Raw genomic sequence first — 15,262 nt, 5'->3', positions numbered from 1 at the left:
ATGATCCCCGTCACCACGCTGAACGGAAAGAAGGTCGCTCTCTTCGGCCTCGGCGGCTCCGGCTTTGCCACGGCGCGCGCGCTTGTCGCCGGTGGCGCTGATGTGACTGCCTGGGACGACAATCCGGACAGTGTGGCCAAGGCGGCTGCGGAGGGAATAAAGGTCGCCGATCTCAGGACGATCGACTGGAATGGTCTTTCGGTCTTCGTTCTGTCGCCCGGCGTGCCTCTGACGCATCCGAAGCCCCATTGGACCGTCGATCTTGCCCACGCAGCCGGTGTTGAGATTATCGGCGATGTCGAGCTTTTCGTGAGGGAGCGGCGGGCGCATGCGCCGGATTGCCCGTTCATCGCCATTACCGGAACGAACGGCAAATCGACGACGACGGCGCTGATCGCCCACATCCTGCAATCGAGCGGTCGCGACACGCAGCTCGGCGGTAATATCGGTACCGCAGTGCTGACGCTCGATCCGCCAAAGGCGGGCCGTTTTTATGTCGTCGAGTGCTCGTCCTATCAGATCGATCTGGCGCCGACGCTCAACCCGTCTGCCGGCATTCTGCTGAACCTGACGCCCGATCATCTCGATCGCCATGGCACGATGCAGCATTATGCCGATATCAAGGAGCGTCTCGTCGCCGGCAGCGACATTGCCGTCGTTGGCATCGATGATAGCTATTCCTCCCTGATCGCCGACCGTATCGAACGGGCGGGCGGCAAAGTGATGCGGATTTCGCGCAGGCATGCTTTGGCGGATGGCCTTTATGCAGAGGGCAGCCGCATCCTGCGGGCATCGAACGGTGCGGCGAGCGAGATCGTCAATCTCGACGGCATCCAGACCCTGCGCGGCAGCCACAACGCGCAGAATGCGGCGGCGGCCATAGCGGCCTGCCTTGCCGTCGGCGTTTCGGCCGAGGAGATCCGAGCCGGGCTGAAATCGTTCCCCGGCCTCAAGCATCGCATGCAGCCGGTCGGAAAGCGCGGCCGTGTAGTCTTCGTCAATGATTCCAAGGCGACCAATGCGGATGCGGCCGCACCCGCACTTTCAAGCTATGAGAATATCTACTGGATCGCTGGCGGCCTGCCGAAAGAGGGCGGGATCACCAGCCTTGCGCCGCTCTTTTCGCGCATAACCAAGGCCTATCTGATCGGTGAGGCGGCACCTGCCTTCGCCGCGACGCTCGGCGATCAGGTGCCCTATGAAATTTCGGGCACGCTGGAGCGCGCCGTTGCGCATGCTGCCGCGGACGCAGACAGGGACGAACATGAGTCGGCTGCGGTGATGTTGTCACCGGCTTGCGCAAGCTTCGATCAGTATAAGAATTTCGAGGTCAGGGGCGACGCCTTCGTCAGCCATGTCGCTGCGATCGATGGTGTCACCATGCTGATCGGTTCAGCAGCTGGAGGCAAATGATATGGTAAGCCGCGTTGAACGTGGGGCCTTGGCCGAGTGGTTCTGGACCATCGACCGCGTATTTCTCGCCCTTTTCATCCTCTTGATCGGGATCGGTTTCATGCTGTCCTTCGCGGCGTCGCCCGCGGTGGCGGAGCGCATCGGGCTCGAGCCGTTCCACTTCGTCAAACGTCACGCCTTGTTCCTCGTCCCGGCGATCGCGGCGATGATCGGCATTTCCTTCATGACGCCCAGACAGGTGCGAAGGACTGCCGTCATTCTGCTGATCGTGTCGCTGGCGATGATGCTTTTCGCGCTTTTCTTCGGTATCGAAGTCAAGGGCTCGCGGCGTTGGGTCAATATTGCGGCCTTGTCGATCCAGCCTTCGGAATTCATGAAGCCTGCTTTCGTCGTCGTCTGCGCCTGGCTGTTTTCCGAACATGCGCGCCAGCCCGAGATTCCTGGCAATCTCTTCGCCATCATTCTTTTCGGCATTGTCGTTGCCTTGCTTGTCGCGCAACCTGACCTTGGCCAGACGATCCTGACGACCGCCGTCTGGGGCGGCATGTTCTTCATGGCCGGCATGCCCTGGCTGTGGATCATCGTGCTCGGCGGTCTCGGCGCGGGCGGTTTCGTCACCGCTTACTACGTCTTCGATCACGTCGCGCAGCGTGTGAACAAGTTCCTGACGGGGGAGGGTGATACATTCCAGGTCGACACCGCCAAGGAAGCGATCGTTCACGGCACCTGGTTCGGCGTCGGTCCTGGTGAAGGTACCGTCAAGCGCATCATCCCGGATGCCCATACCGACTTTATCTTCTCGGTTGCGGCCGAGGAGTTCGGCGCCATCTTCTGTATGGTACTCGTGCTGATCTTCGCCTTCCTCGTGCTGCGCGGCCTGTCGCACGCCTATAAGGAAAAGAACGACTTCAACCGCTTCGCCGTCGCCGGCCTCGTGCTGCAGATCGGTATCCAGTCGATCATCAACATCGGCGTGAACCTGCAGCTGCTACCGGCCAAGGGCATGACCCTGCCGCTGATTTCCTATGGTGGCTCGTCGATGACCGCGATCTGCGTGACAGCAGGCTTCATCCTGGCGCTGACGCGTCACAGGCCGGAAAAACGGGCGCAGGATCGTACCATGTTCCGCGTGACGCATGGTTTGCCGGCGGAGTGATCGTCTTGGAGTTGCCGTTTATTTGCTCTTCATATCTCCCGCCTGCTCCTCATTCTGCGGTCGCTTTTCACAAAGCGTCAGTCTATGAGGAAGGTTTGGCCCGCGCCGATGACGCGGTCGAGGCAGCTTCCTATATTAGGGAGATGCCCCGAGTAGTGGGGTATTCGCGGGAGCGAAAATTATGAGTAAAGGCATTGTCCTTCTTGCCGCCGGCGGAACCGGCGGTCACGTTTTTCCGGCCGAGGCGCTGGCCTACAAGCTGAAGGAGCGCGGCTATTCCGTGCACCTCGTCACCGACAGCCGTGCCGAGCGCTATGCCGGCAAGTTTCCGGCCGATGAGATCCATGTCGTGCCCTCGGCAACGATCGGTTCGAAGAACCCCGTGAAGGTCGCGAGCGCCCTCTGGACGCTGTGGACCGGCATGCGCGCAGCGCGCAAACTGATCCAGCGCCTCAAGCCCGTCTGCGTCGTCGGATTCGGCGGTTATCCCACGGTTCCGCCGCTTCTGGCCGCGACGCGCATGGGCGTACCGTCCATGCTGCACGAGCAGAATGCTGTGATGGGCCGCGCCAACAAGATGCTGGCGACGCGCGTGCGTGCGATTGCGGGCGGCTTCCTCACGGACAACGGCGCGTTTGCCGAGAAGACGGTGACTACGGGCAATCCTGTGCGCCCGGCTGTCATCGAAGCTGCAAAACGCCCCTATGTGCCGTCCGGCCCGGAAGATCCGTTCAATCTCGTCGTCTTTGGCGGCAGCCAGGGCGCTCAGTATTTCTCGAAGGCCGTTCCGACCGCGATCAGCCTGCTTGAAGAGCCGCTGCGCAAGCGCCTGCGGATCACCCAGCAGGTGCGCCCCGAGGACATGGAGACGGTCAACAGCTGTGCAAGAAAGCTCGACATGGGTGCCGATGTCGCGCCGTTCTTCAATGATATGGCCGAGCGTATCGGCGCTGCGCATCTGGTTCTCTGCCGCTCCGGTGCCTCTACGGTCTCCGAGCTTGCGGTCATCGGGCGCCCGGCGATCCTGGTTCCCTATCCGCATGCGCTCGATCACGATCAGGCGGCCAATGCCGCGGCATTGGCTGCAACCGGCGGCGTGAAAGTTATCGCGCAGTCGGAACTGACGTCGGAGAAACTTTCCACCATTCTGCGCGGCGCCATGACCATGCCGGAAAAGCTCGCAAAGATGGCTGCATCAGCCAAGCAGGCGGGCAAGCCGGATGCGGCAAACTTGCTTGCCGACATGGTTGAGGCTATTGCCGCGGGACGTTCAATTCAGCAATTCAAGGGGGCAGGCGCATGAAGCTGCCGAAGGCAATCGGCCTTGTGCATTTTATCGGTATTGGTGGCATCGGAATGAGCGGCATTGCCGAGGTGTTGCATAACCTCGGCCATCGCGTGCAGGGTTCCGATCAATCGGAGAGCGCCAACGTGCAGCGGCTGCGCGACAAGGGCATTCCGGTCCATATCGGCCACAAGGCTGAGAACCTCGGCGATGCCGAAGTCGTTGTTGTCTCTACGGCCATCAAGAAGAGCAATCCCGAGCTCGTCGCCGCGCGTGAAAAGCTGCTGCCGGTCGTGCGCCGTGCCGAAATGCTGGCCGAGTTGATGCGTTTCCGCAATGCCATCGCCATTGGCGGCACGCATGGCAAGACGACAACGACCTCGCTCGTGGCGACGCTGCTCGAAGCCGGCGGCCTTGACCCCACAGTCATCAATGGCGGCATCATCAACGCTTACGGCACCAATGCACGCATGGGCGCTGGCGAGTGGATGGTGGTCGAGGCCGATGAATCCGATGGCACCTTCCTGAAGTTGCCTGCCGACGTCGCCGTCGTCACCAATATCGATCCGGAACATCTGGATCATTACGGCAATTTCGATGCCGTGCGTGCCGCCTTCCGGCAGTTCGTCGAGAATGTGCCATTTTACGGTTTCGGCGTGATGTGCATCGACCATCCGGAAGTGCAGTCGCTGGTTGGCCGCATCGAGGACCGCAAGGTCATCACCTACGGCGAAAATCCGCAGGCGGACGTGCGTTTCTCGAATGTGCGCATTGATGGCACGCGCTCGCTATTCGATATCGAAATCCGAAGGCGCCGCACGGGCAAAGTGATCCAGATCAAGGATCTCGTCATGCCGATGCCGGGCCGTCACAACATTTCCAATGCAACGGCTGCAGTTGCCGTCGCCAACCGGCTCGGGATTTCGAGCGAGGCGATCGCCAAGGGGCTAGCGTCCTTCGGCGGTGTCAAACGCCGCTTCACGCTGACCGGCGAATGGAACGGGGTCAAGGTCTTCGATGACTATGGCCATCACCCCGTCGAAATCAAAGCGGTGCTGAAGGCGGCGCGTGAAGCCTGCAAGGGCCGCATCATCGCCGTTCATCAACCACACCGCTATACGCGCCTGTCGAGCCTCTTCGAAGAATTCGCCGCCTGCTTCAACGATGCCGACAGCATTTTCCTGGCGCCTGTCTATGCCGCCGGCGAAGATCCGATCGAGGGCGTAGATTCGCAGACGCTGGTTTCGCGCATCAAGGCCAGTGGTCATCGCGATGCACGCTATCTGCAGTCACAGGAAGATCTTGCCGTCATGGTTGCAGAGATTGCGCGACCAGGTGATTTTGTGGTTCTCTTGGGAGCTGGCAGCATCACATATTGGGCAGCATCATTGCCAAAGGAATTGGAAGGCCTCTCGGGTAAGTCCGCATGAAACAGGTAGATGGGGAAAAGCTTCTGGCGTCGCTCGGCGACGGCGTAAAGGACATCAGGGGACGGCTGACGCCGGATGCTCCGATGGATCGTGTGACGTGGTTCCGCGCCGGTGGGCTGGCGGAACTGATGTTCCAGCCGCATGATACGGACGATCTCATCGCATTTCTGAAGATCCTGCCGGAAGACGTGCCGCTGACGGTCGTCGGCGTGGGCTCGAACATATTGGTGCGTGATGGCGGCATTCCCGGCGTTGTCCTCAGGCTTTCGGCCAAGGGTTTCGGTTCCGTCGAGCTTGCTGGCGAGAACCGCATCCTGGCCGGCGCGATATGCCCGGACAAGCATGTCGCAGCCATGGCGATGGACAACAGCATAGGCGGTTTCCATTTTTACTATGGCATTCCGGGGAGTATCGGCGGTGCTGCACGGATGAATGCAGGCGCCAATGGCGCCGAAACCCGCGAGCGTGTCATTGAGGTCCATGCGGTCGACCGTAAGGGTAACAAGCACGTCCTGACCAACGCCGAGATGGGCTACTCCTATCGTCACTCCGATGCTTCCGAAGATCTGATCTTCACGCATGTCCTTTTCGAAGGCTACCCGGAAGATCGAGCCAAGATTCGCGCGGAGATGGATGCGGTGCGCGCTCATCGCGAAACGGTGCAGCCGGTACGTGAAAAGACTGGCGGCTCAACCTTCAAGAATCCGGACGGTCTTTCTGCCTGGAAGCTGATCGACGAGGCGGGTTGCCGCGGTCTGGTTATCGGTGGCGCGCAGATGTCGTCGCTGCACTGCAACTTCATGATCAACATGGAGCAAGCCACAGGCTACGATCTGGAGTATCTCGGCGAGCAGGTGCGTCGCGAGGTTTTCGAAAAATCCGGTGTCAAGCTGGAATGGGAAATCAAGCGCCTCGGCCACTTCATGCCGGGCCGGGAAGTCCGTCCGTTCCAAGGTGTGACGACGGAGTAGGTCCGGGCTGCAATTGGCGCCAACCTGATAAAATGAATCAAGAAAAAGGCCGGGTTTTCACCCGGCCTTTTCAATTGCTTATGCTTGTTTGCTCAGATTTCGTCATTGCCCGAGAGCAGGATGCCGATCAGCGAGAGCATTGCTGCGCCGGCGAGGTAATAGCCGACATAGACCAGGCCATAGTTGGTCGCGAGCCAGGTGGCGATATAGGGCGCCAGCGACGCGCCTACGATGCCGCCAAGATTGAAGGTCATCGACGCGCCGGTATAGCGCACGGTGGTCGGGAAGGGGGCCGCCAGCGCGGCGCCGATCGGACCATAGGTGAAGCCCATCAGAGCGAGACCGATGATCGAGCAGGCGAAGGCACCGGCAAGGCCAGCCGTCAGCAGCGACGAATAGAACAGGCCGAAGATCAGGATGCCGATCGTCGTCAGGATGAGAACCAGACGGCGTGAATAGCGATCCGACAACAGGCCCGAGAGCGGGATCATCAGGCCGAAGAAGACGACGCCGACGAGCTGGACGACGAGGAACTGACCCTGCGAATAGCCGAGACCGGCCGGCAGCGGACCGTTGCCCGGAGGCCTGGTGCCCCAGCTGAGCGTAAACGCCGTCATCAGATAGAACAGCACGAAGGTAGCGACCGCGATGATCGTGCCGAGAATCAAGCTGCGGAAATGCGAGCGGAAGATGACTGCGATCGGAACGGAAACCCGCTCTTCCTTCTCGATAGCCCGCTGGAATTCCGGGGTTTCGGTGATCTTCAGGCGGACATAGAGACCGACGGCAACCAGCACGATGCTGATCAGGAAGGGAACGCGCCAGCCATAGCTCAAAAAGTCCGCATCGGCCATGGTTTCGCGCAGGATGAGGAACAGGCCGGCCGAGAGGATGAAGCCGATCGGTGCGCCGAGCTGCGGGAACATGGCATACCAGCTGCGCTTGCCTTCCGGAGCGTTTTCCGTGGCGAGCAGCACCGCGCCGCCCCATTCGCCGCCGAGGCCGAGACCCTGACCGAGGCGGCAAAGCGCCAGCAGAATCGGTGCGAGAACGCCGATCGATTCATAGGTCGGCAGCAGGCCGATCACGATCGTCGACAGGCCCATGGTCATCAAAGCTGCGACCAGCGTTGCCTTGCGGCCGATTCTGTCGCCGAAATGGCCGAAGATCATCGCGCCGATCGGGCGCGCGAAGAAGGCGATGGAGAAGGTTGCGAAGGACTGCAGCGTTGCAGATGTCGGATCGCTTGCCGGGAAGAACAGCTTCGGGAAGACGATAACCGCCGCCGTTGCATAAACATAGAAATCGAAAAATTCGATCGTTGTGCCGATGAGGCTCGCGATCAGAACACGTGCCGGGGAATTCGCAACAGCATTGTTCGATGACGAGGGGGTCGGCGATAAGGGAGATATCGCGTCAGTCATGTTCCCACCAATTCAGATGATGCTAAGGCGCGCTTAGCGGATAAAAATTGTCCTTAGCGTAATTTTTGTTCAACGCAAACGCTAACTGCGCAAGAAATCAGCGGTTGCGTGCTATTATTTTGCCGTAATTGTTGATTCGTGAGCAATCAGTCGGGCGTTTGTTATTGGAGAGGCGTGCTCCGGCGAGTCCTTGCCGGAATCTTTTTCACCAATGGCCGATTCTCGCTTGGATTGCGGGCTGAGGAGAAGGGTTTCATGCAGAAAAAACTCATTGCTGAGTTTCTTGGGACGTTTTGGCTCGTATTTGGCGGCTGCGGCAGTGCAATCTTTGCAGCGGCATTTCCGAGCCTTGGTATCGGTTTTCTAGGTGTTGCCTTTGCGTTTGGTCTGACCGTGCTGACTATGGCTTTTGCCGTCGGCCGCATATCGGGAGGACACTTCAATCCGGCTGTTTCGGTCGGCCTGACCGTCGCTGGCCGCTTTCCCGGCGGGCAGCTCATTCCTTATATCATCGCGCAAGTGATCGGTGCGATCGTCGCGGCGGCGGTGCTCTATCTGATTGCCAGCGGCAAGGCTGATTTCCAGCTCGGCGGCTTTGCGGCGAATGGCTACGGGGAACATTCCCCTGGTGGTTATTCCATGGTGTCGGCATTGGTGGCCGAGATCGTGCTGACCCTATTCTTCCTGGTCGTGATTCTCGGCTCGACGAGCAGCAAGGTCCCGGCCGGCTTCGCGCCGATCGCCATCGGTCTGGCGCTGACGCTGATCCATCTGATCTCGATTCCGATCACCAACACGTCGGTCAATCCGGCCCGTTCGACGGGGCAGGCCCTGTTCGTCGGTGGTTGGGCTCTGCAGCAGCTTTGGCTGTTCTGGGTCGCGCCCATCGTCGGCGGAGCGTTGGGTGGACTCGTCTGGAAACTGGTCGACGACAGCGAGTGATATCGGTGTCATTTTAAAGCCTTGCGCCCCGCATCGATCCCTTGATGCGGGGCTTATTGTTTAAAAAAATCTAAATGTAGCAATTTCAAAAGTAGCAACTCCATGATTCCAATGGCAGAATTCTTTAAGTCGGTTTGATTCGAACCATTCGGCCATCGCCAGGACGGCGGAAAGTTAACGAAAGTAAACGCTTCATTAACCTTAATGTCGTTCTAATCGGCCTATTGAAAGCGGGGCGAGAATCGCGGTTAGGCGAAGCCCTGCAAACGCAAAGTAGAGACCGTGGAGTCGGGGGTATTGATGGGTGGCAAGCATGTGGCTGTCCTTTTGGGCGGATTTTCCTCGGAGAGGCCCGTCAGCCTTTCTTCGGGAAAGGCATGTGCCGATGCCCTCGAAGCGGAAGGCTTTCAGGTTACTCGTGTCGATGTCGATCATGACGTCGCGAGCCGTCTGGCCGAGCTGAAGCCCGATGTCGTCTTCAATGCGCTGCATGGGCCTTTCGGTGAGGATGGCACCATTCAGGGCATTCTGGAGTATCTGCAGATCCCCTATACGCATTCCGGCGTGCTTGCCTCCGCTCTTGCGATGGACAAGTCCCGTGCGAAAACGGTTGCGGCGGCGGCGGGCATTCCGGTCGCCAGCTCAATCGTCATGGACCGCTTCGCTATTGTCGGTGAACATCCGATGAAGCCGCCTTATGTCGTCAAGCCGGTGCGCGAGGGTTCGAGCTTCGGTGTTGTTATCGTCAAGGAAGATCAGGCGCATCCACCGCAGATCGTCACGTCCTCCGAATGGCGTTATGGCGACGAGGTGCTTGTGGAGCGCTATATTTACGGGCGTGAGCTGACTTGCGGTGTCATGGATGGCAAGGTTCTCGGCGTTACGGAGATCGTGCCGCTCGGCCACAGCTTCTATGATTACGACGCCAAGTACGCCAAGGGTGGGTCAAAACATGTCTTGCCGGCGGAAATTTCACCGAATCTTTACCAAAACATACAAACATTATCGTTAAGGGCGCATGAAGCTATCGGCTGCCGCGGTGTTAGTCGATCTGACTTCCGTTTTGACGATCGCTTTTCCGAAGAGGGCGAACTTGTCTGGTTGGAGATCAATACTCAGCCCGGCATGACTCCTACCTCCCTGGTGCCTGAAATGGCCGCGCATGCCGGCTACTCTTTTGGTGAATTTCTCCGGTGGATGGTGGAGGACGCGTCTTGTTTGCGCTGACGGTCAAAAATATGAGGCGGTCCCGTCATCGCGTCCCGCTCGCCATCGACGACGTCGAGGACGCGTTCGTCCTGCCGCGTCCGCTGCGTCGCGCTGTTCGTTTCCTGGTGAGCCTCGGCTCGGGTCGCATCAATATTCCGGCTCACACGGGTACGGTTTCCGCCCTGGTCCTCCTCGCGGCGACCGGCCTTTACGGCATGTCCGTCGGCGGTCATACCCAGGCCGTGGCGGAGGCAACGACCTCTGCCGCGGGTTTCGCGATCGAGGATGTGAAAGTCTCCGGCAATGACGAGACCTCCGAAATCGAAATCCTGCAGCTGCTCGGTCTCGACGGCACGACCTCGCTCGTCGCCCTAAATGCCGATGCGGCCCGCCAGAAGATTGCGAATCTGCCGTGGGTTCAGAATGTCGAGGTTCGCAAGGTCTATCCGCGGACCGTCGAGGTGAAGCTGAAGGAGCGCAAGGCCTATGCGATCTGGCAGCACGGTTCAGAGCTTTCGCTGATCCAGAAGGACGGTAGCGTGATTGCGCCGCTGCGCGACAACAAATTTGCAAAGCTGCCACTCTTCGTCGGTCGCGATGCCGAAACCGCAGCTGCCTCCATCGACGACCAGTTTGCAAAATGGCCCGATGTTCGCAGTCATGTGAAGGCTTTCGTGCGCGTCGCCGGCCGTCGCTGGGATCTCTATCTGGATAGCGGCGTGATCATCAAATTGCCGGAAGACAATATCGATGGTGCGCTCGCGCGGCTGACCAAGCTCGACAAGGACGAAAACCTTCTCGAGCGCGATATCGCTGCCATCGATCTTCGTATCGATGATCGTACCGCCATTGAGTTAACTCCGGATGCCGCAGTTCGTCGCCAGGCCGCAGTCGATGCAAGAAACAAGGCTTTGAAGAAAGCAGGTCAGGATACATGAGCTTATTCGGTTCGTCCCATTTCGGCCTGCCTCGGTTGAAACCGCTATCTTCGAAGCGGTCGCATATCGTGTCGGTCCTCGACATCGGCTCGACGAAGGTCGTCTGCATGATCGGCCGGCTGACACCGCGCGAGGAGAGCCAGGTTCTCCCGAACCGCACACACAATATCGAGATCATCGGTATCGGCCATCAGCGCTCCCGCGGCATCAAGACCGGCGTGATTGCCGATCTCGACGCCCTGGAAGGGGTTGTCCGGCTTGCAGTCGATGCCGCAGAGCGTATGGCTGGCCTCACTGTCGACAGCCTGATCGTCAATGTCTCGGCCGGCCGCCTCGGCAGCGATATCTACACCGCGACCATCGATCTCGGCGGTCAGGAAGTCGAAGCCAATGACCTGAAGAAGGTTCTGGCCGCGGCCTGCCAGCAGTCGGTTCGCCAGGAGCGCGCCGTGCTGCATTCGCTGGCGACGGGTTACTCCCTTGATGGCGAGCGCGGCATCCGCGATCCGTTGGCGATGTTCGGCGATGCACTTGGTGTCGACATGCATGTGGTGACGGCAGAGCGTGCAGCGCTTCGCAATCTCGAGCTCTGCATCAACCGCGCGCATCTTTCGGTCGAAGGCATGGTGGCAACGCCTTATGCCAGTGGCCTTGCGGCCCTCGTCGACGACGAAGTCGAACTCGGCTGCGCCGCGATCGACATGGGCGGCGGCACGACGACGATCTCGGTCTTTGCCGAAGGTAAGCTGGTGCATACCGATGCCGTCAGCCTCGGCGGCCACCATGTCACCACGGACCTTGCCCGCGGCCTATCCACCCGCATCGAGGATGCGGAGCGTCTGAAGGTCGTTCATGCCTCGGCGCTCGCGAATTCTTCGGAAGAGCGAGAACTGATTTCCATCCCGCCGATCGGCGAAGATGAGCGTGACCAGCCGACGCAGGTGCCGAAGGCGCTTGTATCGCGCATCGTCAAGGCTCGCATCGAGGAAACCCTCGAGCTCATTCGCGATCGCATCCAGCGTTCGGGCTTCAGCCCGATCGTCGGCAAGCGCGTCGTCCTGACCGGCGGTGCCAGCCAGCTGACCGGCTTGCCCGATGTGGCGCGTCGGGTTCTTGCCCGCAATGTCCGCATCGGTCGTCCGATGGGCGTGTCTGGTCTGCCGACGGCAGCCAAGGGGCCGGCTTTTTCGACAGCGGTCGGTCTGATGATCTATCCGCAGGTCGCAGACATGGAAACACATGCGCCGAGCAGCGGTCTGCTCTCGTCGTTTGGGGGTAACAACAGCCGGATCGGCCGCGTCGGCCAATGGCTGAAAGAGAGTTTCTGAGTGCCTGATCCCGGAAATTCATTCCGGGGCAAGCATCAGGCAAGTGAAATCGAGTGAATTGGCCGGCGTGGCGATGCGGCCATAAAGAGAAGGAACGGGTACAATGACTATCAAGCTGCATAAGCCAGATATCACCGAGCTTAAGCCGCGAATCACCGTGTTCGGTGTTGGTGGCGGTGGCGGCAATGCCGTCAACAACATGATCACGGCAGGCTTGCAGGGCGTCGATTTCGTCGTCGCCAACACCGACGCGCAGGCGCTGACCATGACGAAGGCGGAGCGGATCATCCAGCTCGGCGTCAACGTCACGGAAGGTCTCGGCGCCGGCTCGCAGCCGGAAGTCGGTCGTGCAGCTGCCGAAGAGTGCATCGATGAGATCATCGATCACCTGAACGGTACTCATATGTGCTTCGTGACCGCCGGCATGGGCGGTGGCACGGGTACGGGTGCTGCACCGGTCGTTGCGCAGGCCGCTCGCAACAAGGGCATCCTGACCGTTGGCGTCGTTACCAAGCCGTTCCACTTCGAAGGCGGTCGCCGCATGCGTCTCGCCGAAATGGGCATCCAGGAACTGCAGAAGTCGGTCGACACGCTGATCGTCATTCCGAACCAGAACCTCTTCCGCATCGCAAACGACAAGACGACTTTCGCCGACGCGTTCTCGATGGCCGACCAGGTTCTCTATTCGGGCGTTGCCTGCATCACCGACCTGATGGTGAAGGAAGGTCTCATCAACCTCGACTTCGCCGACGTCCGTTCGGTCATGCGCGAAATGGGCCGCGCCATGATGGGTACCGGCGAAGCTTCCGGCCAGGGCCGTGCAATGCAGGCTGCCGAAGCCGCAATTGCCAACCCGCTGCTCGACGAAACCTCGATGAAGGGCGCACAGGGTCTGCTGATCTCGATCACTGGTGGTCGCGATCTGACCCTGTTCGAAGTCGACGAAGCCGCGACCCGCATCCGCGAAGAAGTCGATCCCGACGCCAACATCATCCTCGGCGCCACCTTCGACGAATCGCTTGAGGGCATCATCCGCGTTTCCGTCGTCGCAACGGGCATCGACCGCGCGATGAACGAAGCTGCCGACCGGGGTATGGAATTCCGCCCGGCCGCAAAGCCCGCTATGCGTCCTTCCGCGGCCGCCGCTCCGGTAGCGGCCGCAGCTCAGCCTGCCCATGTCGCGCAGGCCCCGATCGCACAGGCTGCCGCTCCGGCTCCTCGTACCGTGGATCCGGTTGCTCAGACCATTCGTGCGGCAGAGGCCGATCTGGAGCGCGAACTGGAATTCCAGATGGGCCGCCAGGCGCAGGTCCAGCAGCAGCCGGTCATGCCGCAGGCCGCAGCGCCGGAAGATAATTTCCGTCCGCAGAGCCGCATCTTCGCAGCCGCTCCGGAAGCTCAGCCGGTCCGTCAGGCCCCGGTTCAGCCGCAGCAGCAGGCGCCTGTCATGCATCAGCAGCCGGTCATTCGCCAGGCTCCCGAGCAGGTCCGCATGCCGAAGGTCGAGGATTTCCCGCCGGTCGTTAAGGCCGAAATGGAACACCGCGCCCAGCCGGCCGTCGCCCAGGCGACCGAAGAGCGTGGTCCGATGGGTCTGCTGAAGCGAATCACCAATTCGCTCGGCCGCCGCGAAGAAGATCCGGCTTTCGACGACATGATGGCTCCAACGAACAACGCCGCTCCGCAGCAGCGTCGTGCACCGTCGCCGGAAGCAAGCCTCTATGCTCCGCGTCGCGGCAATCTCGACGATCACGGTCGCCAGGCTCCGCAGGCGCGCATGGCAAGCCATGAGGACGATCAGCTCGAGATTCCGGCCTTCCTGCGCCGCCAGTCGAACTGACCCGCAATGGGCAGCCTTTTAATAGGTTGCTAACCATCCTGATAAAATCCGGGGCCGCAAGACCCCGGATTTCCTTATTTTATACCTGTTGTCATATTTAAAATTATCCAATGAATTCAATCGGCTGCTTTCGTAACAAAACGAAAGAAACAGTGATTTGGAATGCGATGCCCTGGCGCGTATGTAGATACCAAGCAAGCCCGCTGAATCACATTCGATGACGAATGTATGTGAGGTGCGTGGCATAGTTAACAGACTGAACCGGCGATAAGGGTAAGTGTCCGAAGATGACCGCCCGGCCTGGATCAGATAGACGAAGGCAGAATTACATGGCAATTGGATTGCTTGGTTTTCAGACCACCATTGCAAACCCTGTGACACTTTCCGGTATTGGCGTTCATTCCGGTGCCAACGTGTCGATTACCTTCTATCCCGCCGAAGCCGGCACCGGTGTCGTTTTCCAGCGCCTGCACGATAATGGCGATGTGACCGAACTTCGCGCCGTTTCCTCGCAGGTCGGCAATACGGATCTCTGCACGGTTCTCGGTTTTTCTCCGGCGCGCTCTGTCGCAACGGTCGAGCACGTCATGGCAGCGATCTACGCGATCGGCCTCGATAACGTCGTCGTCGAGGTGTCCGGTGCGGAAATGCCAATCATGGACGGCAGCTCTTATCCCTTCATCGAGGCGATCGAGCAGGTGGGCATCGTCTCGCTCGGCGTCAAGCGTCGCTACATCCGCGTCATCAAGCCGGTGCGGATCGAAGCCGGCGGCTCCTGGTGCGAGTTCCGCCCCTATGACGGCACGCGCTTCGAAGTCGAGATCGATTTCGAATGCCCGCTGATCGGCCGCCAGAAGTGGGAAGGCGATCTGACCGCCGAGACCTTCAAGGCAGAACTGTCGCGCGCTCGTACCTTCGGCTTCATGCGCGATGTCGAGCCGCTCTGGGCCTCGGGCCATGCGCTGGGTTCGTCGCTGGAAAATTCCGTCGTCATCTCGGATGACAACACTGTCATCAACGTTGAAGGCCTGCGTTACCCCAAGGATGAATTCGTCCGCCACAAGACGCTTGATGCCGTCGGCGATCTGGCTCTGGCCGGCGCACAGTTCATCGGTTGCTACCGTTCCTATCGTGGCGGTCATCGCATGAATGCGAATGCCCTGAAAGCATTGCTTAGCGACGCTTCGGCTTACGAGGTCGTCGAAACCTCTGCACCGCGTCAGCGTGGTCACGGTCGCGAGTTCATCGCAGTCAACGCTCCTGAATTCGCTCCCTGGTCGGCGTGATTTTTTCGGGATTGGAATGAGAAAAAGCAGCCGCTCTGAT

The 15,262-nt window shown here is 59.9% G+C and carries 12 protein-coding genes; 11 read left to right on the top strand and 1 reads right to left on the bottom strand.

Annotated elements, in window-relative coordinates:
- The 5 genes from murD to murB all read left to right on the top strand — a co-directional run bounded on the left by murD (position 1) and on the right by murB (position 6,255).
- The gene (murD, locus tag AC13Q5_RS07325) at positions 1–1,413 is read left to right on the top strand and encodes a UDP-N-acetylmuramoyl-L-alanine--D-glutamate ligase (protein WP_488501285.1); all 1,413 of its coding nucleotides are present in this window, start codon (positions 1–3) and stop codon (positions 1,411–1,413) included.
- Between the two features lies 1 nt (position 1,414).
- Positions 1,415–2,569 carry a putative lipid II flippase FtsW gene (gene ftsW / locus AC13Q5_RS07320; RefSeq protein ID WP_015340353.1) on the top strand — a complete coding sequence of 385 codons (1,155 nt, stop codon included), beginning with the start codon at positions 1,415–1,417 and terminating at the stop codon, positions 2,567–2,569.
- Positions 2,570–2,750: 181 nt separating this feature from the next.
- Positions 2,751–3,872: an undecaprenyldiphospho-muramoylpentapeptide beta-N-acetylglucosaminyltransferase gene (gene murG, locus AC13Q5_RS07315; RefSeq protein ID WP_488501284.1), complete on the top strand. Its 1,122-nt coding sequence runs from the start codon at positions 2,751–2,753 to the stop codon at positions 3,870–3,872.
- On the top strand, positions 3,869–5,284 hold the full coding sequence (gene murC / locus AC13Q5_RS07310) for a UDP-N-acetylmuramate--L-alanine ligase (RefSeq protein ID WP_075850919.1): 1,416 nt from the start codon (positions 3,869–3,871) through the stop codon (positions 5,282–5,284). The genes murG and murC overlap by 4 nt, the downstream gene beginning before the upstream one ends.
- Positions 5,281–6,255, top strand: a complete 975-nt coding sequence (gene murB / locus AC13Q5_RS07305; protein WP_488501283.1) for a UDP-N-acetylmuramate dehydrogenase — start codon at positions 5,281–5,283, stop codon at positions 6,253–6,255. Before murC ends, murB begins: the two co-directional genes overlap by 4 nt.
- A 92-nt stretch (positions 6,256–6,347) precedes the next feature.
- Here murB and AC13Q5_RS07300 read toward each other — a convergent pair whose 3' ends face one another.
- On the bottom strand, positions 6,348–7,679 hold the full coding sequence (locus AC13Q5_RS07300) for an MFS transporter (protein ID WP_075850917.1): 1,332 nt from the start codon (positions 7,677–7,679) through the stop codon (positions 6,348–6,350).
- Positions 7,680–7,934: 255 nt separating this feature from the next.
- Between AC13Q5_RS07300 and aqpZ the strand changes: the two genes are divergently transcribed.
- The 6 genes from aqpZ (at position 7,935) to lpxC (ending at position 15,222) form a co-directional block, all read left to right on the top strand.
- Positions 7,935–8,621 carry an aquaporin Z gene (gene aqpZ / locus AC13Q5_RS07295; RefSeq protein ID WP_488501282.1) on the top strand — a complete coding sequence of 229 codons (687 nt, stop codon included), beginning with the start codon at positions 7,935–7,937 and terminating at the stop codon, positions 8,619–8,621.
- Positions 8,622–8,921: 300 nt separating this feature from the next.
- Positions 8,922–9,848, top strand: a complete 927-nt coding sequence (locus AC13Q5_RS07290) for a D-alanine--D-alanine ligase (protein ID WP_075850916.1) — start codon at positions 8,922–8,924, stop codon at positions 9,846–9,848.
- On the top strand, positions 9,836–10,768 hold the full coding sequence (locus tag AC13Q5_RS07285; RefSeq protein WP_488501281.1) for a cell division protein FtsQ/DivIB: 933 nt from the start codon (positions 9,836–9,838) through the stop codon (positions 10,766–10,768). The genes AC13Q5_RS07290 and AC13Q5_RS07285 overlap by 13 nt, the downstream gene beginning before the upstream one ends.
- Entirely contained in the window at positions 10,765–12,096 is a 1,332-nt protein-coding gene (ftsA, locus tag AC13Q5_RS07280; protein WP_075850914.1) for a cell division protein FtsA, read from the top strand. The genes AC13Q5_RS07285 and ftsA overlap by 4 nt, the downstream gene beginning before the upstream one ends.
- 103 nt (positions 12,097–12,199) lie before the next feature.
- Positions 12,200–13,936: a cell division protein FtsZ gene (gene ftsZ, locus AC13Q5_RS07275; protein WP_075850913.1), complete on the top strand. Its 1,737-nt coding sequence runs from the start codon at positions 12,200–12,202 to the stop codon at positions 13,934–13,936.
- Positions 13,937–14,265: 329 nt separating this feature from the next.
- Positions 14,266–15,222 carry a UDP-3-O-acyl-N-acetylglucosamine deacetylase gene (gene lpxC, locus AC13Q5_RS07270; protein WP_075850912.1) on the top strand — a complete coding sequence of 319 codons (957 nt, stop codon included), beginning with the start codon at positions 14,266–14,268 and terminating at the stop codon, positions 15,220–15,222.
- The last annotated feature ends 40 nt before the right edge of the window (positions 15,223–15,262 follow it).

The organism is Martinezella sp. CNPSo 3964 (assembly GCF_057784375.1).
This window is presented reverse-complemented; position numbering and strand designations above follow the sequence as displayed.